The organism is Gordonia iterans, assembly GCF_002993285.1.
Lineage (GTDB): Bacteria > Actinomycetota > Actinomycetes > Mycobacteriales > Mycobacteriaceae > Gordonia > Gordonia iterans.
Genome location: NZ_CP027433.1, coordinates 1,132,218 through 1,154,219, shown reverse-complemented (window position 1 = coordinate 1,154,219; position 22,002 = coordinate 1,132,218). Strand labels below are relative to the sequence as shown.

Sequence of the window (22,002 nt, the reverse complement as noted above, 5' to 3'; positions counted from 1 at the left end):
TCATCGGTGGATGTCAGCGTTGGGACTAGGACAAGTTCTCATTCTCGCGCATCGTCGCGCGGGGCAGGAAGGGCATGACGATGACCAGCACCAAGGCGCAGCCGATCGCGTATGAGCCACCCGCCGACAAGACGGGCACCGAGGCCGACTACAACCAGATCGTCGAGGACCTCTCTGCGGCCTCCGTGCACCGGAACTTCGACCCCTACATCCACATCGGCTGGGATGCGCCCGAGATGGCGATCGTGCCGAACGACGAACGCTGGATCCTCGACCCCGAGGTCGACCCCGTCGGCAAGCACCCGTGGTACAAGGCGCAGCCCATCGAGAAGCAGATCCAGATGGGCATGTGGCGGCAGTCGAACGTGGCCAAGGTCGGCCTGCAGTTCGAGTCGATCCTGATCCGCGGCCTCCTTCAGTACGCGTCCAAGCTCAAGAACGGCGACAAGCGCTTCCGCTACGTGACGCACGAATCCAAAGAAGAGTGCAACCACACCCTGATGTTCCAGGAGATGGTGAACCGCATCGGAATGGACGTTCCGGGCATGCCGACGCATCTGCGGCGCATCGACCCGATCATCCCGTTGTTCTCCACGATTTTCCCGTCGGTGTTCTTCTTCGGCGTCCTCGCCGGCGAGGAGCCCATCGACCACCTGCAGAAGGACTTCCTGCGGGCCGGCGCCAACGTCCACCCGGTGATGGCTGCCGTGATGGAACTGCACGTGGCCGAGGAGGCCCGCCACATCTCCTTCGCCCACCACCACCTGCGCGAGACCATCCCGCACCGCAGCAAGCCGACCAAGATCGCGTTGTCACTGGCGATGCCGGTCGTCATGCGGGTGCTGTGCGGCGCGATCGCCAAGCCGCCGGCCGCGTTCCCCAAGGAGTTCGACATCCCCAAAGACGTCTGGAAGGAGATGTTCTGGAAGTCCGACGACTCCGAGCGCTTCCTGGTCGACGTCTTCGGCGACGTCCGCATGCTCGCCGAGCAGTGCGGCCTGATGAACCCGGTCTCGCGCCGCATCTGGAAGGCGCTGGGCATCGACGGCCGCTCGTCGCGCTACCGCAGCGAGCCCGCGTACGACGCGCACTAGACCGGAGACCCGAACACCCATGCCCCACGTCGTCACCCAGGCATGTTGCGGCGACGCCTCGTGCGTCTACGCCTGCCCGGTCAACTGCATCCACCCGACCCCGGACGAGCCCGATTTCGGCATCGCCGAGATGCTCTACATCGACCCGTCGACCTGCGTCGACTGCGGCGCCTGCGTCACGGCCTGTCCGGTCGGTGCGATCTCCCCCGGTCACCGCATCCCGGAGACGCAGAAGCGCTTCGCCGACGTCAACGCCGGCCACTACAGCGAGCCGGCTGCGGACGCGGTGCGATTCCCGGTCGACGCGCTCTGGCGTAAACCGCTCGCACCGATCGACAAACCGCGGCTGCGTGATCGGCTTCCGGACCCGTTGCGCATCGCGATCGTCGGCTCCGGCCCGTCGGCCATGTACGCCGCCGACGAACTGCTCAAGAATCCGCAGGTCCGCGTGACGATGTACGAGCGTCTGAGCGAGCCCTTCGGTCTCGCCCGCTTCGGCGTGGCGCCCGACCACCAGTCGACGCGCAGCGTGGTGAACCTGTTCAACACCATCGCCCGGAGCCCGCATCTGGAGATTCTGCTGAACGTCGAGGTGGGCCGCGACGTGACGCTCGACGAACTGCGCGAGCAGTACCACGCCGTGTTGTGGGCCGGCGGCGCACCCACCGACCGACCGCTGGCGATCCCCGGCGTCGAACTGCCGGGCGTACAGAGCGCCACCTCGGTCGTCGGCTGGTACAACGGTCACCCCGACTTCGTCGACGCCGGCCCGGAACTGGACTCCGAGCGCGCGGTGGTCATCGGCAACGGCAACGTGGCACTCGACGTCGCACGGATCCTCACCGCCGACCCCAACCGGCTTGCGACCACCGACATCTCGTTCGAAGCCCTTGCCGCACTGCGCGACTCGTCGATCAGGGAGATCGTCGTCGTGGGACGCCGAGGCCCCGAGCACGCCGCCTTCACCCTCCCCGAACTGATCGGACTCGCGGACGGCCCGGCCCGGGTCTGGGTGGATCCGGCGGACCTGGAACATCTCGACGACACGGTGGTCCACGAGAGGGAGAACGCCGAGAAGGTGCTGCTCCTGCGCGAGCTCGCCGCCCGCCCGGTACCTGAGGAGCCGTATCTGCGGCTCGCCTTCCACCTCACGCCCGAGTGCGTGCTCGGCGACGGTCGGGCCGAAGGCGTCCGCTTCCGGCGCACCGGCACCGAGGAGTTCGTCGACCTGGCCGCCGGGCTGGTGTTCACCGCGATCGGCTACCGCGGCCGCCCCATCCCGGGCCTGCCGTTCGACGATGCCCGCGGTACGGTCGCCAACATCGCCGGACGCGTGGTCAACGACCAGCATCCGGTGCCCGGCTTGTACGTGACCGGCTGGATCAAGCGCGGCCCGACCGGATTCATCGGCACCAACAAGACCGATTCGCGCGAGACCGTCGAGAACCTCCTCGCCGACGCCGAGGCCGGACTGTTCGCGGAAGCGGCCGCCCTGGCGCGCTGACACCTCCGGCCGTCGCGTCGGCCCTGTGGACAACCCGGGGCCGGTGCGGCAAGGCTGTGGACAACCGGATGCGCGTGACGCCCGCATGCGCGTGAATGGGAAGAGATCACCATTCACGACGACGGGGGACGTCACATGCCGAACTTCAGTCTCACACCGGCACAGATCCGGGCGATCGCCGGTCAGTGGCAGCGGGAGGGCGCGATCGTCTCCGCGCTGGACTTCAGCTCCGGACTCGGCGCGGCCGGCGGGAGCGCGAGCATCGCGGGCCTGCTGCACTGCGCGCACGCCGCCGAGACGGCGACCGCACGCCTGGGCGGATCCTTCGAACGTCTCGGCAGCGCGGTGCACCGGTTCAGCGAGCTGACCCGCCACGCCGACGCCGAGGCGGCCGGAGCCGTCGCGTCCGCGCTCGACGGACGATGAGCGGCATCGCCGCGGTCCGGGCGTGGCGGCTGGAACAGCTCGGAGTGGGTGCCCTGGCCGTCGACGCCGGCGCCCAGCAGGTCCTCGACTCCACCGGCGCCGTCGCGTCCGCGCTCGCGGGCGCACCCACCTGGCAGGGCGTCACCCGGACCGCAGTCGGCCGGCGGGTCGGCGCCTACACGGCGTCTGGGCGACGCCTGGTGCACATGCTGCAGGCCGCCGCCGACGCGGCGAAACAGGCCGGCAGCGAACTGGTCCCGGCCCGAGCGCTCCTGCTTCAGCTGGTCGACTCGGCGGTCCTCGCCGGGTTCGCCGTCACCGACGACGGCGAGGTCTCCCACGCCTCGCCCCGGAGACAGGCTGATGCGGCCTATCTCGGCGCACGGATCCGCGGAGCCCTCGCCACCGTGGTCGACCTCGACGAGTCCTTCGCCCGGCGACTGCGGCAGCTCGGCGGACTGCTCTCCGGCTCGGGAGAGATGATCCCCGACCCGGACGGGGGTCTCGCGCCGCCGGCAACGGTGATCCGGAAGATCCTCCGGATGACGCCGGAGCAACGTCGCGCATTCTGGGAGACACTGTCTCCCAAAGAGTCCGACACGCTGATCCAGGGCGCTCCGCATGTCTTCGGCAATCTGGACGGTGTGCCGTTCCCGGCCCGGATCGCCGCGAACGCGATCAACATCCGGCGCGCCCTGCACCTGGAGGTCGCCCTCGGGCGCGGCGACGGCCCCCGCGCGCAGGAACTGCGACGGATGCTCACCCCCGCAGCCGGCGTCGACGGCCGACCCGTCCCGCGCACGTTCATCGCGTTCTCGAACAAGGGCGCCGGCAGCTTCATCGAGCAGGTCGGCGACGTGCACCCCGGGATCAGCGGCGTCGCGGTGCTGGTGCCCGGAACCGGGACCAACCTCGAATCGAGCACCGGCCAGCGACAACGCGCCCTCGACCTGGCCCGGGCCTCCGGCGCGCCGGTGTTCGTGTTCGCGGACGGAGCGTTCCCCCAAGTCGTGGCACCGCCGTGGCACCAGGCGCATCAGTTCGGCGCCTTCGACGGTACCGCCGTCGACGCCGACCCGGCGAGGAAGATGGCCCCGGCGCTGGTGTCCTTCGGCCGCGAACTCGACGCCGAGGTGACCCTGGCGGCCCCCGGCTCCGAGATCACCTACATCGGGCACTCGTACGGGGGTTCAGTGGTCGGCACCGCCGACGTCCTCGGCCTGCGCGCGGACCGCATCGTCTTCGCGTCGTCCGCCGGCACCGGCGCGCTCGACGACGAGCTCCTCCCGCGACCTCCCGGCGTCGAGCGGTATTCGCTGACGCCGCCGGGCGACCCGATCCACTGGGCGCAGAAGTTCGGCGGCTCCGTGCACGGGGGCGACCCCGACTCGACTCCCGGCATCCGTCGCCTGGACACCGGGTACTACTCGCCGCAAGGCGCACTACCCGGGCGGCTGGTCGCGGGCGCGTCGTCGCACAGCGACTACCTGGACGACCCGGGGTCGACGGCGTTCGAGAACATCGCGGCGGTGGTGTCGGGCGGGCAGCCGACGTCGTACGTCGAGCGCGCCCCGGACCTCCCGGAACTCCCGGAGAGCAGCCAGAAGCAACTCCGGGATGCGGCGGCGGGCGCGCTGGGCGAGGTCCTCAAAGGGGCCATGCGGGATTCGCTCAAGCTCCCCGGCCTGCTCGGACGATGAATCGCGGGCTAACCGAACCGGCGCACCTCGCCCGCCGGCCACCCCGGGTCTCCGGTCGCGGCGAAGCGTACCCAGGCGCCGTGGATCTGATCGGCGAGCCCCTGATCCGGGTCGTCGCCGAGGAGCTTGCGCGCCTGTGTCAACCGGTCGAAGACGTACGGCAGCTCCACCGTGTGGCCGGCCCGGATTCCGCCGACCGGACTCTGCCAGCCGAACTCGTACAGGTGGGTCGGGCTCTCCGGCCGCGCCGCGGCGATCGCCCGGGCCGGAGCGGCGAAAGCCAGCTCGGTCAGCGCCGTGCACAGCGCATCGCCCGGTGCCACCCCGTCCTCCAGTTGAGCGTCGAACTGCTCGACCGCCCGATCGGAACGACTCAGCAGGCCTCGCGCGGCCTCCGGGGTCACCATGTCCGCGACACCCGTGGGCACCAGGAAGAAGCGGTACTCGTCGGCGTTCCACCCCGCGATCATCGGGATGCCGGCACCGGCGCCACCGGCGATCAGCTCCACCGGCTTGTCCGGCAGCACGTTGTCATCGATCACCGGCACCTGGCTCATGATGCCCAAACCGTTCTCGATGATCGACGGTCCCCAGATCGCCGGGTCGGGGTTCATCGTCAGCTCCAGCGCCATCGTGGTCTGCGCGGACAGGAGTTCGTCGCTGCTGAGCGACGAGAGGCCCTCCACATCCGGGGCTACTCCGGCGATCTCGGCGATGCGCGCGGTGACCCGGCGGGCGTCGGCGACGCGAGCGGCCACACCGCCCCCTCCGCTCTGCGAGATCGCCTGCTGGAACAGGCCTTTCGCTCGTGGTGAGGCCACCAGCGAAGCCACGCTCATCGCGCCCGCGGACTCGCCGAAGATGGTCACGCGGTCCGGGTCGCCGCCGAACGCCGCGATGTTCTCCTGCACCCACCGCAACGCGGCGATCTGGTCGAGCAGGCCGCGGTTCTCCGGCGCGCCGGCGACCGAGCCGAATCCGGGCGTTCCCAGTCGGTAGTTGACGCCGACCATCACCACGCCGTCCCGCGCGAACGCCTCCCCCGAGTAGAAGGCGAGGCGATTGGAGCCGCGGGAGAAGGCGCCGCCGTGGATCCACACCATCACCGGCAGTCCGCTCAACCCCGGGTCCGGAGTCCAGACGTTGACGTTCAGGTAGTCGTCGCCGAGCTCGATGACGTTGTCGAACAGCGCGGCGATCGGCGTCGGATAACCGATCTGCGGGGCCGTAGGGCCGTAAGCGGTCGCGTCGCGCACTCCCTCCCACGACACCACCGGGGACGGCGCCTCGAACGCGGCCCGCCCGGTCGGCGGCGCGGCGTACGGAACGCCGAGAAAGGCATGGACGCCGCCGGACGCGGCGCCGCGGATCCGGCCCCCGCTGACGGTGACTGTCGGCTGATCGATTGCATCGTCGCTCACGGATTCGGACCCTACGCGGCTGATCAGACATACTGGGCCCGATGTGCCGAATTACTCCCGGAGCGAGATGACCGCCGCCGCCCGCCGCGTGAGCGCACTCCTGGTCGCCGTCGCGGTCGCATCGTCCCTGACCGCCTGCGAGCCCGGGAACCAGGCCGCGGACGGACCGACGACGACGACGGTCACCACCTGGGTCGACCCGCCGGAGAGCGCCGCCGACGCATCGTCGCCCACGACCGAGCCGGACCGTGATCCGGCCGACGACGCCCGCGCGTCCCGTGCACTCGGCACCCTGGGCACCCTCCCGGTCAAAGGCCGCGCACCGAAGACCGGCTACTCGCGCGACCTGTTCGGACAGCGGTGGAGCGACGACGTCGACGTCGAGCTCGGCCACAACGGCTGCGACACCCGCAACGACATCCTGCGCCGCGACCTGACTGAGACGATCACCCGCGCCGGAACCCGGGACTGCGTGGTGACCTCGGGGACGCTCGCCGACCCGTACACCGGGAAGACGATCGCCTTCGTACGCGGGGAGCGGACCTCGAACGACGTGCAGATCGATCACGTGGTCGCCCTGTCGGACGCCTGGCAGAAGGGCGCCCAGCAGCTGACGTCGGCGCAGCGGCGGGACTTCGCCAACGATCCACGGAATCTGCAGGCCGTCGACGGGCCCGCGAACCAGCAGAAAGGCGACGGCGACGCCGCCACGTGGCTGCCGCCCAACCGCGGTTACCGGTGCACCTATGTGGCCCGGCAGATCGAGGTCAAGGCCGCGTACCGGCTCTGGGTGACCGCGGCCGAGAAGGCGGCGATGGAGCGGGTCCTCACCGCGTGCGGGGGCGCCGTACCCGCCACCTCGGCGCCCACCGGCGAGACGACCTCCCGGAGCGCCCGCCCGCCACAGCCGGAACGGACCCAGCCGGAGCGGACCACGCAGCCGCGGCAGTTCGTCGAGCCGCCGGCCGGCGAGGTGTACTACAAGAACTGTGCGGCGGTCCGCGCCGCGGGCAAGGCGCCCCTGTATCGGGGTCAGCCCGGCTACTCGTCCACACTCGACCGGGACGGCGACGGCGTCGCCTGCGAGTGAGTCTCCCGCTCGGCACTGCGCCGCTGCACCGCTTCGACGGACTTGACCACGGCAGCGAGCAGAGGTGCGCCCAGCACCATCCCGAGCAGGCCCGCGGCGGTGCCGCCGATCATCGTGGCGAGCAGCACCGAGACCGGATGCAGGCGCAGCGACGATCCCAGAGCCCACGAACTGACTGCGCTCTGGATGGTGCCGTTGGAGATCAGGAAGGTCACCGCCATGATGGCCGCGGCCGTCGTGCCTCCGGAGCCGAAGGCGATCAGCACCACGAAAGCGCCCGCGATCCAGGCTCCCAGGAAGGGCACGAACGACAGGAAGAAGTACAGAACGAAGATCGGGATCGCCAGCGGTACACCCAGCAGGAGCAGCGGCACCATGAAGATCGGCGCGGTGACGACGGCGGTGATCGCGGTGCCCCGGAAGTATCCCCGGATCGACTGCCGGGAGATCTCGGTCACGTCACCGACGGTGTCGAAGTCGAGGTGAGCGGCAGTGGCGAACCAGGCCGCGAAGCGCTTGCCGTCGCGGAGCACGAAGAACATGAAGAACAGCGCGAAGAAGCAGCCCATGAACAGTGACACCGTGCCGTAGAAGGTGCTGGCGACCGCGCCCATCACTCCCTGTCCGACCTGTGGCGCGAGGTCTTCGAGAGCCGTCCGCGCCTGCTCGAGCCAGCGATCTTCGAGGTCGAGCGACCGCGCCCAGTCGGTGAAGCTGTTCCAGCCCAGTGTCAGCTGACGCTGGATCTCCGACCACTGGTCGATGAAGCCCCGGAAGACGACGAAGACGGTCAGCGCGGCCACGCCGATCGCAGCGAGCAACGTCAGCGTCGCGGCGAGGGTGTGCGGCACCCGGTGGCGCTCGAGGAAGGCGACCATCGGTTCGAGGACCACGCCGAGAATCACCGCGACGATCAGCGGAACGAGGATTCCGCTGATCGCGCTGAGGCCCAGCGCGATCACCACGATCAGACCGAGTACCCCGAGCAGCGACCACGCGAAGAGGCCCCACCGGCGGATCCGCCCGGCGAGTGTGGCTCGATCAGCGCTCATTCCGTGCACCTCCGTCGTCGACCATCGACCACTTCGATGCTCGGCGTCATTATGACTGACCTCAACCTCAGGTCAAGGGTGAGTCGAGGGAGATCTCGCGACCGCGCAGCCGCCGTCCGGTGAACACCGGGTGACGCCAGAGTTTCGCGGGCCGTGAATCTTCGCGGCGCGTGACGCATACGACGAAGCCCAGACCATATGCGAGTCCACGCAGACGGCGTTTGTGCGGAGCGGCACACAGTGCTTTCCATTGTGATTCAGCCCCCTTCCAGATGACCGAATCCGATTGACGTGTAACGCTTTTCGCACATCAACCGATGTACGACAATCGCAACGAGAGGACATGACATGTTCCCGGCTCTGACCCAGTTCTTCAACGATCTCACCATCTTCGGCGGCGATCTGCTGAGCATCGCGCTCACCCTGTCGATCGGCTGATCACAGACGCAGCACGACCCTGTCGGAGGGAACTCACCCCACCTGCCACTGCGCAGGTGGGGTGAGTTGTTAGGGTAACCTAATTGCATGGAGCCGATCCGGGGAGACCAGCTGGACGACGTCGCCGAGACCACGCTGTGGACCCTGCGCAACCGGGCCGTGGAGGCCATGCGCCCCGACTCGCCGTACGACGACCCCCTCGCCGTCGAGCTCTACCGGGCCGTCGACACCGACTACGACAGGTTCGGCAAACCCAGCCAGACCCATCCCCTTCGCGCACAGCTGATGGACCGGGAGATCTCCCGATATCTCGCCGTACGTCCGAACGCCACTGTCGTCGCCCTCGCCGAAGGCCTGCAGACCTCGTACTGGCGGTTGGGCCGCCCGGCGAACCGGTGGATCAGCGTGGATCTGCCGGAGGTGATCGCCCTGCGCGAGCGCCTGCTGCCGCCCGAGGACACCGTCGAGCACCGGCCGGGCTCCGCACTGAACAGCGACTGGGCGGCCGGGATCGACGCCGGCGACGGCGTGGTGGTCACCGCGGAAGGCCTGCTGATGTACTTCACGCCGACGGAGGCGCGCGAACTGATCGCCTTTCTCGCACAACGCCTTCCCGGCGGAGTCCTGATTTTCGACTCGATTCCGCACTGGTTCTCGCGCAAGACCCTGTCCGGGCTGAACCTGACACCCCGGTATCAGGCGCCGCCGATGCCGTTCGCGCTCTCCGTCAGCGAGGCCGCCGAACTGATCGAGGTGCCCGGCGTGACCGCCGTGACCGATCTGGATCTCCCGCCCGGCCGCGGCGTATGGGCGTCGTCGTTGCTGAAGAAATTCAGCAGCCTGCCCAAGATCCGCGACGTGCGCCCCTCGGTGACCCGCCTGACGTTCTAGACGCTCACTCTCGCTTCACCCGCATTCCCGACCGTTCGGCCCGCACGAGACCTACTCCGGTGCGATTTCGGGGAGCAGGCGCGGTCCGGCGCCGTCAGAGCCGAGCGCGTCGTCCGGATTGAGGACGCGACAGTTGCGCAGCGACAGGCAGCCGCATCCGATGCACTCGAACAATTCACTCTCCATCCGCTCGATCTCCCGGCGGCGCGCTTCCAGCTTGCCCTGCCAGCGTTCGCTGATGCGCCGCCAGTCGGTCTTGCTCGGCATCCGGTCGTGCGGAAGGTCGACGAAGACCTCCGCAACTTCCGAGAGCGGGATCCCCATGCGTTTGGCGACCTGGATGAGCGAGATCCGCCGGATCACGTGCCGGGCGTAGCGGCGCTGTCCGCCCGACGAGCGAGTGGCGGTGATCAGTCCTTCGCGCTCGTAGAAGTGCAAGGCCGAGACCGCGACACCGGTCCGGCGAGAGACCTCCCCTACCGAGAGCAGATCCGTGGGTGCGGGCTTGGCAGATTCCATCTCTTGACCTCAACCATTGTTTAGGTTCTACGTTATCACTCATGACCATAGAACCCGATGAAAGTGCAGTTCAACGCCCTGGGGCCGATGGCGAATCGGCGATCGGCGAGCTCAATGGAAGCTGGCGCGATCTTTTCAGCCCGGCGCATGCGGCAGCCGTCGCCGTCCTCGCCGGCGGCATCGCGATCTACGCGATGAACATCTTCGTCACGGCAGCCCTGCTGCCGTCGGCGATCGACGACATCGGTGGCCAGCGCTACTTCTCGTGGGTCACCACGACGTTCATGGTGGCTTCGGTGCTGGCCTCGATGACTGTCGCGCGACTGCTCGCACGACGAGGCGCCGCGCAGTCGTATCTGATCGCCTTCCTCCTGTTCGGGGCAGGCGCTCTCGGTGCGGCCCTGGTGCCGTCGATGGAATCCATGCTCGTGATGCGGGTGTTGCAGGGGCTCGGCGGCGGCCTCCTCGCCGGCCTCGGTTACGCGGTGATCCGCGACGCCCTGCCGCAACGGCTGTGGACCCGCGCGACCGGCGTGGTGTCGGCGATGTGGGGTGTGGGCACGCTGATCGGACCCGCTCTCGGCGGCGCATTCGCGCAGTGGGGTCTGTGGCGCGGGGCCTTCGGTCTGCTCGCGGCGGTCGCCGTGGTGCTCGGGGTCCTCGCGCTGCGCGTCCTCCCCCGCCATGCCGCGGCAGAGGGCGCCGGCGACCGGTTCCCGCTGCTCTCGTTGACTCTGCTCGTTCTCGCCACGGCGGCGTTCAGCATGGCCGCGGTGGTGTCCGGCGGCACGGCCACCGTCGCCGCGCTGCTGATCGGTGTCGCACTGACCGCGAGCTTCGTTCTCACCGAACGTCGGGCGTCGTCGCCGGTCCTGCCGCACATCACCTATCAGCGAGGCAATCCACTCAAGTGGATCTACCTGACACTCGGAATCCTCAGCGCCGCTGCGATGGTCGAGATCTTTCTGCCGTTCTTCGGGCAGCGCCTCGGTGGCCTCTCCCCACTGTTCGCGGGCATCTTCGGAGCGACCGTGTCGATCGGATGGAGCACCGTGCAGATATTCAGCGCGAGCGTGGACTCCCCGCGGGTGCGTCGGCGTCTGGTTCTGGCCGGCCCGGTCTTGATGACCGTCGGACTGGCGGTGTTCGCCGCGGCTCAGCGCACCGACGCTGGTCCCTGGACCGTCTGCCTGTGGGCGACGGCGCTGCTGATCGCCGGCGCCGGAGTCGGCTGCGCCTTCCCCCACCTGTCGGTCTCGGCGATGCAGAGCTCGGACGACGACTCGGAGAACGCCAAAGCCGCAGCCGGGGTCGGCACCGCCGAACTCATTGCGAACACGATCTCCTCGGCGCTGATCGGCGTGCTGGTCGCCGCCGGCGGCCCCACGGTGGTGGGTTCGGCGACGACGATGGGCTTCGGCGTCGCGCTTCTCGGCGCCGCCGGCATCGCGACCGCGGCATTCTCACTGAAGAACGTCCGCCGCCGCGCCGGCGCAGAGTCGCATCCCAGCCCATGACCTAGTCCAGCCCCTTGAACCTGCCTGTCCCGCCCCGGGTTTGATGGAGACATCGAAACCTGGAGGAACAGAGGAAGATGGCAGCACAGCGTAAGTACCCGTTGGAGTTGAGGGAGCGGGCCACTCGGTTGGCGGTGGAGGCTCGGCGGGATCCGGCATCGAAGGTCGGTGCGATTAAGCGGATTGCGGACCAGCTCGGGGTGCATCCCGAGGCGTTGCGGACGTGGGTGAAGCAGGCCGAGATCGACGGCGGTGTCGTGCCGGGTGTCACCTCGGCCGAGGCGGGCCGGATCGCGGAGTTGGAGCGGGAGAACCGTGAGTTGCGGCGGGCGAACACGATCTTGAAGCAGGCATCGGCTTTCTTCGCCGCGGAGCTGGACCGTCCGGCGAGGTAGCTGTTCCCACGGCGTTGAGGGTCGAGTTCGTGGACTCCGTTGCGGAGGAACACGGCGGCGTCCAGCCGGTCTTGGCTGCCTTGGAGGGCACGAGTGCCGAGATCGCGTCGTCGACCTACTACGCCTACAAGGCTCGGCCCGCTTCGCCGCGGTCGATCCGTGATGAGGAGTTGACCAAGATGATCAGGAAGGAGCACGAGGAGAACATGGAGGTCTACGGCGCGAGGAAGGTGTGGCACGAGATCAACCGGCAGATGCCGAGCCAGCCCGGCCAGTCGGCGGGGCCGGGCCGGGAGTCGGTGGCGCGGTGCACGGTCGAGCGGCTGATGCGGACCGCCGGGCTGCGGGGTGTGCTCCGCGACAAGCATCCCCGCACCACCAGGCCCGCGGCGGAGACCGGCCGGCCCGCTGACCTGGTCGACCGTGACTTCACCGCGTCGCGGCCCGACCGGTTGTGGGTAGCGGATCTGACATATGTGAGGACGATGTCGGGTGGGTGTACGCGGCGTTCGTACTGGACGTCTACTCGCGGATGATCGTGGGCTGGCAGGTCTCGACGGGCCTCTACACCGACCTCGCCCTGGACGCGCTGCAGATGGGGATCTGGCGTCGCCAGCGCGACGGGCGGGACCTGACCGGACTGGTCCACCACTCCGACAGGGGCGCCCAGTACCGAGCGATCCGCTACACCCAGCGGCTCGCTGAGGCCGACGTGGTCGCCTCGGTGGGGTCCAAGGGCGACAGTTACGACTGCGAGGATCGTGTATGCGTCACCACCTGGTGTCTGACCCCTGCTACGACCGGCCCTGCGGGTGTCTTCGCGTTGACCTGTCGACCCCGGGTGGTGGCGTTCACCCAGGCTGCTGGCCGGGTGGGCAGTGACCTGATAGGAGCCTGACTCGACCAGGGTCTCATCGCAGTCCTGTCCGCCCACTCCGGCCAGCTGAGCCATGGACCCAGAATGCGAGAGAGGAATCCATAGCCTAATGTCCAGCATGCAGCTCCGCCGTGACGATGTCATCATCGGTGTCGATACCCACAAGGACAACCACGTAGCAGTCGCGATCGACGGTCTCGGCGGACGACTCGGTGATGTGGTCATCTCGGCCACGGTCGCCGGATTCGACGAGCTCGTCACCTTCTGTCTGGCGTTGGTCGGCCCGGCCGGAAGTCTGATCGGGTTCGGCGTTGAAGGCACCGGCTCCTACGGCGTCGGCCTGGCCCGCTACCTGCGCAACCACGGCCACCAGGTCCATGAGATCGCCCGTCCCGCGCGGGCCGCCGAACGTCGTCTCGCGGGGAAGAACGACACCATTGACGCCGAGCACGCCGCTCGGCAGCTGCTGGCCGGCCACGGCTTATCGGCACCGAAGACCGCCGATGGTGCAGTGGAGACGATCAGGCTGGTCAAGATTGCCTACGACGGTGCCGTCCAAGCCCGAACCACCACCATGATCACACTCAAAGCGACCCTCGCGACGGGAAGCGAAGCGCTGCGCGCAAAGTTGGAGAAGCTCACTGACCACAAGCTGATCACCGCGTGCGCGGCACTGGAAGGCCCGACCCCATTGCCACCCGTTCGCCGTGGAGCACCAGCCGTAGTTGTCCCGAACGATCCAGAGGCCGCGATGCGACATGTGTTGTCCTCAATGGCGCAGCGTTGGCTGGCGCTGCATGAAGAGGCCAAGGCTCACGCCGCGTCGTTGAAGACACTCACCGCGGCCACTGCACCCCGGCTCATCGAGGCTGTCGGCGTCGGTTACGACACTGCGGCCCAGATGCTGATCACCGCCGGCGACAACACCAACCGGATCAAGTCCGAGGCGGCGTTCGCCAAAATGTGCGGCGCCTGTCCGATCCCGGCCGGATCAGGCAAGACCAACAACCGCCACCGGCTCTATCGCGGTGGGAACCGCCAGGCCAACGCCGCGCTGTACCGGGTCGTCATCGTGCGGATGCGCTGGCACCAGCCCACCATCGACTACGTCGCCCGTCGCACCGCCGAGGGCCTGTCGAAACGGGAAATCATCCGCTGCCTCAAGCGCTACCTCGCACGTGAACTCTTCCGACTCCTGCCCACACCGGATACCACCGCCGAACCCCGCGTCGACGAACCCGAAATTGCGGCCTGATCGACTTGAAAATCTATAGGAGCTTCAACGCGATGGCCGAGGCGCTGAACTCGCTGTACAAGGCCGAGCTGGTCCGCGGCCCCAGGCAGCGACGCAAGGGGATGTGGCACGGCATCGATGACCTCGAGATCGCCACCGCCGAGTGGGTCGACTGGTACAACCAGCGACGGCTCCACGGCGAGCTCGGACACGTCCCGCCCGCCGAGTACGAGGCCGCCTACTGGGCCAGCCTCGATCAAGCAGCCGACGACAAGAACGCCGCCTGACACGGCCACTGCAGGCCGATCACACGTCCAGGCCAACTCGGCTCTGGCAACCAAGGAAACCAACTAAATCAGTCTCCAAGAAACCCGGGGCTTGACAGCCCAGCCCATAGAGCTCGCCCAGCCCCATGAGCTTGCCGAGCCCCATGAGCTTGCCCCAGCCCCTTGAGCTTGTCCAGCCCCATGAGCTTGCCGAGCCCCATGAGCTTGTCCAGCCCCTTGAGCTTGCCGAGCCCCTTGAGCTTGTCGAAAGGAACGCTGCCGGGGCCGGTGACCGCCCTCAGCGCCGCCTCCGCGTACCAGCGGGCACCGTGGACTGACCGGGTGGCCCGGTGTCAGGCGACCCAGTGTCCGTGCACGATCCGGAATGGACGGGCAGTCCGGTGTTCGCCCGGTGGCCCGGTCGCATCCGGTGAAGCGATCACGGCAAGCAGTGCCCTGACATCGGGCGGTCCGATGTCGCCGGGTGATCCGACAACCTCCTCGCGAGTCGCGGGGTCGTCTGGTTCGGCTGCTGTGGTCGGGTGGCTGTGCCCGGGGTCGGGTGCGAGGCGTTCGGGGTGGAACATGATGTTGCTCTGCCACGGGGTGCCGCGTCCGACGGGCCGCCACCCGACGTGTCCGGCGTCGGGCCCGAAGGTGAGGACCGTCGACTCCCAATGCCCGGCAGTCTTGCCGTTCATGCGGTTGTGCCGTCCGCACGCCCCACCCAGACGATCGATACCTGTCCTGAGCGGAGTCGAAGGGTCGGTGACACCGTCGTCGGTCCAATCGGGCATGTGGTGGGCTTGGGTGCGGATGAACGGGACGGTGCAGCCCGGCGCGGTGCAGCCCCGGTCGCGGGCGAACAACGCCAACCGTTGCGCCGCGGTGGCGAACCGGCTCGCGCGCCCCAAATAGAGAACTTGTCCGGTGGCCTTGGAGAACACTGCCAGATACGGGATGGTGTCGGCGGCGAACTGCACCAGATCAGACACCGGGATGCGGGTGCCGGTGGCGGTCCAGCCGATCCCAGCTTGCCGGGCCAGGTCCTCGTCGGTGACGGTGACCACGACTTGTGAGGGGATCCGGGTGGGTGCGGGTTGCCCGGCCAGCGCGAGGGCCCAGTCGCACAATGCTTGGAGGGCGTCATGCTGACGCTGCCCGAGCGTGCGGGTGTCCCGCTCTGCCGCAGCTGCCAGGACGGCGGGGTCGAGGCCGGGTTGGTCGGCGGCGCCGCGGGGGGAGTCGGGGTCGTCGGGGTTGTTCATCCCGGTGGTGGCCCACTGATGCAAGACCACCTCCAACTTCGCGCGCAGCACCGGGGTGAGCAGCGCCCGGACCTTGCTCATCAGTTGCCGGTTCTGCGGCTGCAGGTTGAACGTACGCCGACGGGCCCGGTCGTGGTCGTCGGCCAGGGTGCCGTCGGGGTCGAGCCACGCCAGGATCCGGTTACCGACCACGGTGACCGCGGCCGGGTCCAGACGCCGCGCCGCATCAGCGAGCATCGCTTCGGCTTTGACGCGCTGATCGTGAGTGACCGCCGAGGGGAGTTTGTCCATGATCTCGGTGACCGCGGCGACGTGCGCGCCGCCGGCGTCTCCGTCCGCGACCGCCGTCGCGGTCGCCGTCAGGCGAGGTTCGAGGCGTTCGCCGGTCAGGGCGCCCATCGCGCCGATGCCCTCGGCGGTGACCCGGCGTCGGCGGGCCTCACCGGCCCCCAGACGCAGCCCGAACGCGTACAACTGATGAACCGAGATATGCCCGGCGGTGCGGTACACGCCCCGGTCCGAGACCTCGACGTACAGGGCGGCATCGAACACTTCGGCGCGGCGGCGGCACTGCTCACGAGCGTCAAGCAACCCCAACAGACCGTCCTCAGACTCGCCAGCCAACAGAGCCGGCGCCTCAGCGGTGAGGCGATTCTCGGCGGCGGTCTGCACCGCCAACAGCTGTGTTGGTGACAGGCCTGCGATCACCGTGTCGGGGTCGAAACCGGCGGTGTCGAAACCTTCGGTGCTGGGCGCACTCCGGGCGGCGTCGTCGTTGTACGAGATGCCGTTGACGGTCACGATGTTCACCTCCCCGAAGTGCTGTTCCCGCTGGTAGAGCCGTTGGTGCCGTTCATCTTTTGTGTCTGACGTCACTCTACGACGGGGGTCCGACAAGATCGGTGTCTGCTTCTCGGGTGAGGCGGGATTTCGACTCGCTGCGCTCGCTCAATCAACGAAGGAGGTAATTTCGACTCGAGGTTCCTGAGCCCGGTCGAAGGGTGGTTCCTGAGCCCCGTCGAAGGGTGGTTCCTGAGCCCCGTCGAAGGGCTGCGCTCACTCAACCATCGACGGGGCGCTCACCCAAACATCAGCGGGATCACAGTGCCGGTCACGTTGTGCCGGTGGTGCGTGACAGCTCCGCTTGAATCTCCCGGATCGTCACGGCGAGGACCCCAGACGACAGCAGACCCGTGCCCAACGGACCCGACGAGTCCTCCCCGAGCAAGGGCAGACGCGCCAGCGCAGCGCGGACTTCCGACGTCATGTGATCGAGTTGCCAGTGCACCTCGTCCCGGCGGGCGGCCTCCTGGTCGGCTGCGTCGAGTGCGGCCGCTTTCGCCGCATAAGCGGCGGCTCCCAGCGCATGCGCGCCCATGTGGGCGACGCCCGACGCCTGCCCGGCAGCTCGAGCCGCGGCCACCGCAGCCGGAGACCTCGCCGACTGAGCCGCACGACCGGCGACGAATCGTCGGCGGATCTCACCCGCCGCGTCGAGTTCGCCACGGCTGAACGCGCGTGTGCGCTCGATGCCGTCGCGCACTCGGCCGTCGTCGGGAGCCTCGGCCTCGAACAACGCGAGGACACGCTCCGCGCAGTCGGCGGCCCACGCGGCGACCACCCGGCGATCGTTCTCACTGAGCGCTTGTGGAGAAGCCATGGGTCCAATCTCCCACGCGAACTGGTTCCGGTGAGAGCGGGTCCAGGATGATCTCGGCGACGGTCAGGCTCGCAGCGATCACAGTGTTCGGACTGCGGTTGGTCCGGGCGGTGACCCCCGCGCGGTGGCAGCGACAGGGTCGATCCCGCAATCGGCAACGTCAGCAGGAGGCTCTGACATGGGTCCCGTGGTGTGTGCGTCAGGGTTGTCGAGAAACTCCCATGATCACATCCAGGACCCGGGGGGTGCCGATCCGATTGCGCATAGCGGTGGCATTCTCGCGAGTCGGCAGCCCTTCGTAGCGGCTGGCGATCCGGTATGCGTGATGGTGGTCTGCTTACCCTTACTCATATCGCAGTTCTAGTCAGATAGAACCTACTTGTCAATCGGCTAGACATTTCTGTTCTAGTGCGCTAGAATAGCGCATGATCGCGAGCGAACCGACCCGGACCACCGTCAAGCGGCTCAAGAAGGCCGGGTTCACCCGGACCGACGGCAAGGGCAGCCACGCCACCTACCGGTGCCCCCACGGACGCGTCCCGGTCACTGTCCCCGACGGCCACCGGGAGATCAGCCCCGGCGTCCTCCGGAAGATCCTCAAAGCCATCGAGGACTGCCAGGCCAACTGCCCGAAGTAGCGGGCAGTTGAGGGGCGGACCCTGTCACCCGCCCCAAACCGACCCCGAACCTCCAAAGGAGACACCAACCATGAACACCACCACATACCGAGTCGACGTCACCCATTCCGACGGCTGGTGGATGATCGCAGTACCTGCCATCCGCGACACCTTCGACGGCGAACCAATCCTCACTCAGACCCGCGAATACAGCGACATCGCCAGCGAGGCCCGCGACCTCATCTGCACCGCCGCCGACGTCGCACCGTCGACCTTCACCCTCGACATCCACGTCGAGGTTGGCGGCCTCGACGTTGCCGCCGAGGCCGAACGGATCGCGCGAACCCGCGCCGCAGCGAAAGCCGCCGAGGCCGAAGCGATCGAAGCATCCACCTCCGTCGCGAAGACCCTACGCGCGGCCGGCGTCCCACTCCGAGACATCGGGAACGTGATCGGGGTGAGCTTCCAACGAGTCAGCCAACTCGTGAACTCCTGACACCCGCCACCGGATAGTGCCGGGCGCATGATCACGTACGAAGGGACGAACTGCACCGCAGTTCTCGACAAGCAGGCCGGAACACTCACGCTCACGCACAAGGGCTTCACCGCACAAGGCCACTTGAAGAAGTCGTCACCGTGGGTGATCCCCCTCGGCGCCATCGCAGGAGTCGATCAGGTCAAGGGCTCGTTCGGCGTCCAAGTCGTCCGGGTGCGCGTGTACGGCCGCCCCGGATGGGATCCCGATCCGAGTTTCGACCCGTCGTGCTTCACCCAGGGCAAGGGCGGCCCGGTCGAACCGTTCATCGACGCCATCAACGCCGCTCGAGCAGGTTTCGCGCCGACCGACGTGTTGCCGGCCGCACCGGTGATGAGTGCGGTCGACAAGGCCCGTTTGTCGAGCGGGAAGCCGGTTCCGAGGCCGCCCTCGCCGACAACCCGACGCTCGTCAACCGGCTGCGACGGATCCGGCAACGACGACAAGGCCGCCCATGACCGAGCACCCGACCATCACCGACCTGATCACCGCCCGCCGCGAAGAGACCGGCTGGTCCTACCGCACCCTCGCAGCCGCCGGGGGCAACCTGGTCAGCCACCAGCAACTCGCCTCCCTCGGCACCGCCGGCCCCCGCGAATGGCCCAAGACCACCGACACCATCGCCGGCCTCGCCAAGGCGCTCGACGTCGGCGAAGACACCATCGTCCTCGCGTTCGCCGCGGCCCTCGGCATCAAGATCCCCACCCAGCCGTCGCTGCTCGCCGTGCAGTTGCCGGCGACGACCGACCGGCTCACCGCGGCCGAACGCACCCACATCGTCGGCCTGATCCGCGCCCTCACCACCGACCGGCCAGAACCCGCCAACTGAAAGGCATCACCCGACATGAACCTCCGACACCTCCCCTTCGCCGCAGCCGCTGTCGCGGTCCTCGCAGTCGCGGGATGCTCCGACGACGACCGCGACACCGGTTGGACGCCGAACTCGCCTACCGCGAACGCTCCGGCCCCGGCCAGTCAATCCACGACAACTGCCGCGGCAAAAGCCACTGAGGACACCGTCATCGCCGCATTCGAAGCCCTCGGCTACCAATGCAGCCCCGAACAACAGATGACCTTCTGCGTCCAGGGCGGCGAGAACTGGCAGATCCGCACCTCTCCGGCCGGCGACGGCGACAAGGCGTTCGCTAAGTCGGTATGCGACGCCGGGATGGGTGACGACGGCCGAGTCCTCACCAATGGCGACGTCGTGATCTACGCCGGGAACAAGCACCAAGACCTCGCGACCATCCAGACGACCCTAGAAGCCAAGGGCGTCTCCGGGCTCGACGTCGTCGACCACTGCCCCTGACATGGGACGCCCACCGCTCCCCCTCGGATCATGCGGGAGGATCACCCGCTTCGAGGTCGCGCCCGGCCGATGGCGCGCCCGCGCGCGCTACCGCGACTTCGACGGCCAGACTCGCATCGTCACTCGGTTCCACTCCACCGGCGCGAAAGCCGAACGCGCCCTCATCGAAGCACTCACCCACCGCGCCGCGCCCAGCGGCAGCGGCGGCACCGTCGAACTCACACCCTCGACCACGATCAGCGCCCTCGCCGAGTACTGGTACACGCGCCGCAAGGAGTCCGGCGACTACGCCGCCGGCACACTCGACAACGACCGAGAGCTCCTCGACCTGCATATCCTGCCCGGACTCGGGAACGTCCAGATCCGTGAGTCGACCGTCGGCGTCCTCGACGCCTTCCTCCGCGCCGTCGCCACGGACTCACGATCCAGGCAGTGCCGAACCGTCCTGTCCGGCATGTTCACCCTCGCCGCGCAGCACGACGCCGTGACCCGCAACCCGGTCAGAGACACCACCCGAAGAAGCTCGACCCCAGACGAGGCGCGTGCCCTCACGATCGACGAGCTCCAGCAGTTGCGGATTCGCATCGCGACCCGGGCGGGCACCAACAGGTTCGGCCCGAAACGCGGCCCGGACTTCCCCGATCTAGCCGACTGCCTCATCGGCTCCGGTGGCCGCATCAGCGAAGTGTTGGCGTTCCAGTGGGAGCACATCCGGTGGGCGACCGACTTGTCGCCGACAATGGTGTATCTCGCCGGCGCCATCAACAAGCGCGGCGAGTACCAGCCCCGCCCGAAGACTTCGACGAGCCAGCACTGGCTGATCGTCCCCGACTTCATGGTCGCCGCCTTGCAGCGCCAACGAGCCCGGGATCTGCCGTCGAACGAGTTGGGGCTGGTGTTCCCGTCGCGCGACGGCGGTCCCCGCACCACAGCGAATACCCGAAGGCAATTCCGCGATGCCCGCAGCACCGTCGTCTATGTCCCGGATGGGAAGCCGGATGGTCCGGCCGACATGTTCGATTGGGTATCGCCGAAGACGTTCCGCAAGACGGTGGCGACAATCCTCGCGGACGAAGTCGGCATGGAGGCCGCCGCCGAGCAGTTGGGGCACACGTCACCGGACATCGCGCGCAAGCACTACGTGCAACGCAAGAAGGTGACCGGCGATGTCCGGCATGTTCTGGACCGGCTCGCCCCGATCGTTTCCGGTGAGTTACCGGTACCTGATGCAGAAAACCGCCCCACCCGTGTGCCGGGTGAGGCGGTCTGACCTGCTTGTTCTGGTGGAGCTAAGGGGAATCGAACCCCTGACCTACTCGATGCGAACGAGTCGCGCTACCAACTGCGCCATAGCCCCGTGGAACACCGTGAGTGAACCGGAGATCAGTCTAGCAGCGGTCCCGGTGTCGCCCAATCCGGGGCGCCGCGGGCACCGGTACGGTGGTGAGCCATGGCCATGAACGACGCCGAGATCGCGAAGCTCCTCGACCACACTGCGGCGGTCGCGGACCCGATCCTCGACATTCTGACCCGGTCGGATCCCTTCGACCTGAAACCCCGCACCTTCGGGCGCCGCTGGTGGGACGCGATCCCGACCTCGACGGCCGACCTGGCCGCCACCGCGCTCAACGTCGCCGACTGGCCCGGCACCGCCGGCTGGGAGAAGCTGACCCTTCAAGAACGCGCCGAATGGTGGGTCAAGCGCGTCGGCTCGCTGAACACCGTCGCCGTCGCCTTCCCCGGCATGTTCGGGGCCTGGACCAAGAAGCTCCCCGTCGGCACCCTGCTCGGCGCGGCGAGCCAGGCGCTGATGGTGCTGGCGGTCGGCCGCGTCTACGGCGTCCTGAGCCGCAGCGACCAGATCGCCATGCTCGGCGCGGTCCTCTTCGGGCGCGACGTCGACGGCACCGACCTCGAGCACGATGCTCCGCGCGAGTTCCCCGAGTCCGGCGCCGGACTGCTCAAGGCCGTCGTCAAGGGCCTCTGGGACATGGCGATGTGGCTGCGGAAGCTGGAGGCCTCGCTCTCAGCACGACCTCAAGCCCCGGCGATCTTCCGCCACCTCGGCTGGATACCGCTGCTCGGCGCACCCGCCACCTACGTCGGCGAGCGCATCGCGCTGCACCGCGCTGTCACCGCGTCCCAGGAGTGGATAGCAGAGAACCCCGCGGCCGTCGACGACTGACCCC

General features: G+C 68.3%; 23 protein-coding genes, 1 tRNA gene and 1 pseudogene. 19 read left to right on the top strand and 6 right to left on the bottom strand.

Annotated features, from left to right (window positions below; translation table 11 throughout):
- The first annotated feature begins 80 nt into the window (after positions 1-80).
- The 4 genes from C6V83_RS05380 to C6V83_RS05365 all read left to right on the top strand — a co-directional run bounded on the left by C6V83_RS05380 (position 81) and on the right by C6V83_RS05365 (position 4,724).
- Positions 81-1,094: an AurF N-oxygenase family protein gene (locus tag C6V83_RS05380; protein ID WP_105943736.1), complete on the top strand. Its 1,014-nt coding sequence runs from the start codon at positions 81-83 to the stop codon at positions 1,092-1,094.
- Between the two features lie 19 nt (positions 1,095-1,113).
- Positions 1,114-2,598, top strand: a complete 1,485-nt coding sequence (locus C6V83_RS05375) for a 4Fe-4S binding protein (RefSeq protein ID WP_105941528.1) — start codon at positions 1,114-1,116, stop codon at positions 2,596-2,598.
- Positions 2,599-2,733: 135 nt separating this feature from the next.
- Positions 2,734-3,024 carry a hypothetical protein gene (locus C6V83_RS05370; protein WP_105941527.1) on the top strand — a complete coding sequence of 97 codons (291 nt, stop codon included), beginning with the start codon at positions 2,734-2,736 and terminating at the stop codon, positions 3,022-3,024.
- A complete protein-coding gene (locus tag C6V83_RS05365; protein ID WP_105941526.1) occupies positions 3,021-4,724 on the top strand; it encodes an alpha/beta hydrolase in 1,704 nt (567 codons plus the stop codon). Before C6V83_RS05370 ends, C6V83_RS05365 begins: the two co-directional genes overlap by 4 nt.
- A gap of 8 nt (positions 4,725-4,732) precedes the next feature.
- Here C6V83_RS05365 and C6V83_RS05360 read toward each other — a convergent pair whose 3' ends face one another.
- The gene (locus tag C6V83_RS05360; protein ID WP_105941525.1) at positions 4,733-6,145 is read right to left on the bottom strand and encodes a carboxylesterase/lipase family protein; all 1,413 of its coding nucleotides are present in this window, start codon (positions 6,143-6,145) and stop codon (positions 4,733-4,735) included.
- Positions 6,146-6,212: 67 nt separating this feature from the next.
- On the opposite strand from C6V83_RS05360, the gene C6V83_RS05355 reads away from it, so the two are divergent.
- Positions 6,213-7,235 carry a GmrSD restriction endonuclease domain-containing protein gene (locus tag C6V83_RS05355; protein WP_105941524.1) on the top strand — a complete coding sequence of 341 codons (1,023 nt, stop codon included), beginning with the start codon at positions 6,213-6,215 and terminating at the stop codon, positions 7,233-7,235.
- On the opposite strand, the gene C6V83_RS05350 is transcribed toward C6V83_RS05355, so the two are convergent.
- The gene (locus C6V83_RS05350) at positions 7,187-8,287 is read right to left on the bottom strand and encodes an AI-2E family transporter (protein WP_105941523.1); all 1,101 of its coding nucleotides are present in this window, start codon (positions 8,285-8,287) and stop codon (positions 7,187-7,189) included. The two genes, C6V83_RS05355 and C6V83_RS05350, sit on opposite strands and share 49 nt — an antisense overlap.
- A gap of 525 nt (positions 8,288-8,812) precedes the next feature.
- Here C6V83_RS05350 and C6V83_RS05345 point away from each other — a divergent pair.
- Entirely contained in the window at positions 8,813-9,616 is an 804-nt protein-coding gene (locus C6V83_RS05345; RefSeq protein WP_105941522.1) for a class I SAM-dependent methyltransferase, read from the top strand.
- Between the two features lie 51 nt (positions 9,617-9,667).
- Here the strand turns inward: C6V83_RS05345 and soxR are convergent, their stop codons facing one another.
- Positions 9,668-10,135 (bottom strand): redox-sensitive transcriptional activator SoxR, encoded by a 468-nt coding sequence (gene soxR / locus C6V83_RS05340; RefSeq protein WP_105941521.1) that lies wholly within the window; start codon positions 10,133-10,135, stop codon positions 9,668-9,670.
- 41 nt (positions 10,136-10,176) lie between these two features.
- Between soxR and C6V83_RS05335 the strand changes: the two genes are divergently transcribed.
- The 6 genes and pseudogenes from C6V83_RS05335 to C6V83_RS05310 all read left to right on the top strand — a co-directional run.
- The gene (locus C6V83_RS05335) at positions 10,177-11,652 is read left to right on the top strand and encodes an MFS transporter (protein ID WP_105941520.1); all 1,476 of its coding nucleotides are present in this window, start codon (positions 10,177-10,179) and stop codon (positions 11,650-11,652) included.
- A gap of 77 nt (positions 11,653-11,729) precedes the next feature.
- A complete protein-coding gene (locus C6V83_RS05330; protein WP_105940842.1) occupies positions 11,730-12,047 on the top strand; it encodes a transposase in 318 nt (105 codons plus the stop codon).
- 29 nt (positions 12,048-12,076) lie between these two features.
- The gene (locus tag C6V83_RS05325) at positions 12,077-12,583 is read left to right on the top strand and encodes an IS3 family transposase (RefSeq protein WP_159067448.1); all 507 of its coding nucleotides are present in this window, start codon (positions 12,077-12,079) and stop codon (positions 12,581-12,583) included.
- The gene (locus C6V83_RS05320; protein ID WP_105941518.1) at positions 12,544-12,945 is read left to right on the top strand and encodes a DDE-type integrase/transposase/recombinase; all 402 of its coding nucleotides are present in this window, start codon (positions 12,544-12,546) and stop codon (positions 12,943-12,945) included. Before C6V83_RS05325 ends, C6V83_RS05320 begins: the two co-directional genes overlap by 40 nt.
- An 88-nt stretch (positions 12,946-13,033) precedes the next feature.
- Positions 13,034-14,179, top strand: coding sequence for an IS110 family RNA-guided transposase (locus C6V83_RS05315; protein ID WP_105940840.1), 1,146 nt, complete (start codon positions 13,034-13,036; stop codon positions 14,177-14,179).
- Positions 14,180-14,205: 26 nt separating this feature from the next.
- Positions 14,206-14,445: pseudogene (locus C6V83_RS05310) on the top strand (integrase core domain-containing protein); the annotation flags it as partial.
- Positions 14,446-14,777: 332 nt separating this feature from the next.
- Here the strand turns inward: C6V83_RS05310 and C6V83_RS05300 are convergent.
- Both C6V83_RS05300 and C6V83_RS05295 read right to left on the bottom strand, forming a co-directional pair.
- The gene (locus C6V83_RS05300) at positions 14,778-16,568 is read right to left on the bottom strand and encodes a DUF222 domain-containing protein (protein WP_159067447.1); all 1,791 of its coding nucleotides are present in this window, start codon (positions 16,566-16,568) and stop codon (positions 14,778-14,780) included.
- 235 nt (positions 16,569-16,803) lie between these two features.
- Positions 16,804-17,352 carry a putative immunity protein gene (locus tag C6V83_RS05295; protein WP_105941515.1) on the bottom strand — a complete coding sequence of 183 codons (549 nt, stop codon included), beginning with the start codon at positions 17,350-17,352 and terminating at the stop codon, positions 16,804-16,806.
- Between the two features lie 425 nt (positions 17,353-17,777).
- On the opposite strand from C6V83_RS05295, the gene C6V83_RS05290 reads away from it, so the two are divergent.
- From C6V83_RS05290 to C6V83_RS05265, 6 genes are all read left to right on the top strand, one after another.
- The gene (locus C6V83_RS05290) at positions 17,778-17,990 is read left to right on the top strand and encodes a type II toxin-antitoxin system HicA family toxin (protein ID WP_105941514.1); all 213 of its coding nucleotides are present in this window, start codon (positions 17,778-17,780) and stop codon (positions 17,988-17,990) included.
- Between the two features lie 70 nt (positions 17,991-18,060).
- Positions 18,061-18,465: a HicB family toxin-antitoxin system gene (locus tag C6V83_RS05285; RefSeq protein WP_105941513.1), complete on the top strand. Its 405-nt coding sequence runs from the start codon at positions 18,061-18,063 to the stop codon at positions 18,463-18,465.
- Positions 18,466-18,701: 236 nt separating this feature from the next.
- Positions 18,702-18,962: a DUF3263 domain-containing protein gene (locus tag C6V83_RS19060; protein ID WP_108702769.1), complete on the top strand. Its 261-nt coding sequence runs from the start codon at positions 18,702-18,704 to the stop codon at positions 18,960-18,962.
- A complete protein-coding gene (locus C6V83_RS05275) occupies positions 18,959-19,333 on the top strand; it encodes a hypothetical protein (protein WP_105941511.1) in 375 nt (124 codons plus the stop codon). The genes C6V83_RS19060 and C6V83_RS05275 overlap by 4 nt, the downstream gene beginning before the upstream one ends.
- Before the next feature lie 15 nt (positions 19,334-19,348).
- Complete coding sequence (locus C6V83_RS05270; protein ID WP_105941510.1) at positions 19,349-19,813, top strand: hypothetical protein; 465 nt, start codon at positions 19,349-19,351, stop codon at positions 19,811-19,813.
- A 1-nt stretch (position 19,814) separates the two neighbouring features.
- On the top strand, positions 19,815-21,083 hold the full coding sequence (locus C6V83_RS05265; protein WP_105941509.1) for a tyrosine-type recombinase/integrase: 1,269 nt from the start codon (positions 19,815-19,817) through the stop codon (positions 21,081-21,083).
- Positions 21,084-21,094: 11 nt separating this feature from the next.
- Here the strand turns inward: C6V83_RS05265 and C6V83_RS05260 are convergent.
- A tRNA-Ala gene (locus tag C6V83_RS05260) sits at positions 21,095-21,170 on the bottom strand.
- Between the two features lie 93 nt (positions 21,171-21,263).
- Here C6V83_RS05260 and C6V83_RS05255 point away from each other — a divergent pair.
- Positions 21,264-21,998: a hypothetical protein gene (locus tag C6V83_RS05255; protein ID WP_105941508.1), complete on the top strand. Its 735-nt coding sequence runs from the start codon at positions 21,264-21,266 to the stop codon at positions 21,996-21,998.
- Positions 21,999-22,002 lie beyond the last annotated feature (4 nt).

Coding starts and splice junctions, on each gene's coding strand:
- C6V83_RS05255 (WP_105941508.1), top strand. CDS start 21,264: ATGGCCATGAACGACGCCGAGATCGCGAAGCTCCTCGACCACACTGCG.
- C6V83_RS05375 (WP_105941528.1), top strand. CDS start 1,114: ATGCCCCACGTCGTCACCCAGGCATGTTGCGGCGACGCCTCGTGCGTC.
- C6V83_RS05370 (WP_105941527.1), top strand. CDS start 2,734: ATGCCGAACTTCAGTCTCACACCGGCACAGATCCGGGCGATCGCCGGT.
- C6V83_RS05350 (WP_105941523.1), bottom strand. CDS start 8,287: ATGAGCGCTGATCGAGCCACACTCGCCGGGCGGATCCGCCGGTGGGGC.
- C6V83_RS05365 (WP_105941526.1), top strand. CDS start 3,021: ATGAGCGGCATCGCCGCGGTCCGGGCGTGGCGGCTGGAACAGCTCGGA.
- C6V83_RS05345 (WP_105941522.1), top strand. CDS start 8,813: ATGGAGCCGATCCGGGGAGACCAGCTGGACGACGTCGCCGAGACCACG.
- C6V83_RS05275 (WP_105941511.1), top strand. CDS start 18,959: ATGACCGAGCACCCGACCATCACCGACCTGATCACCGCCCGCCGCGAA.
- C6V83_RS19060 (WP_108702769.1), top strand. CDS start 18,702: ATGGGATCCCGATCCGAGTTTCGACCCGTCGTGCTTCACCCAGGGCAA.
- C6V83_RS05315 (WP_105940840.1), top strand. CDS start 13,034: ATGTCCAGCATGCAGCTCCGCCGTGACGATGTCATCATCGGTGTCGAT.
- C6V83_RS05290 (WP_105941514.1), top strand. CDS start 17,778: ATGATCGCGAGCGAACCGACCCGGACCACCGTCAAGCGGCTCAAGAAG.
- C6V83_RS05295 (WP_105941515.1), bottom strand. CDS start 17,352: ATGGCTTCTCCACAAGCGCTCAGTGAGAACGATCGCCGGGTGGTCGCC.
- C6V83_RS05285 (WP_105941513.1), top strand. CDS start 18,061: ATGAACACCACCACATACCGAGTCGACGTCACCCATTCCGACGGCTGG.
- C6V83_RS05335 (WP_105941520.1), top strand. CDS start 10,177: ATGACCATAGAACCCGATGAAAGTGCAGTTCAACGCCCTGGGGCCGAT.
- C6V83_RS05270 (WP_105941510.1), top strand. CDS start 19,349: ATGAACCTCCGACACCTCCCCTTCGCCGCAGCCGCTGTCGCGGTCCTC.
- soxR (WP_105941521.1), bottom strand. CDS start 10,135: ATGGAATCTGCCAAGCCCGCACCCACGGATCTGCTCTCGGTAGGGGAG.
- C6V83_RS05265 (WP_105941509.1), top strand. CDS start 19,815: ATGGGACGCCCACCGCTCCCCCTCGGATCATGCGGGAGGATCACCCGC.
- C6V83_RS05380 (WP_105943736.1), top strand. CDS start 81: ATGACCAGCACCAAGGCGCAGCCGATCGCGTATGAGCCACCCGCCGAC.
- C6V83_RS05330 (WP_105940842.1), top strand. CDS start 11,730: ATGGCAGCACAGCGTAAGTACCCGTTGGAGTTGAGGGAGCGGGCCACT.
- C6V83_RS05355 (WP_105941524.1), top strand. CDS start 6,213: ATGACCGCCGCCGCCCGCCGCGTGAGCGCACTCCTGGTCGCCGTCGCG.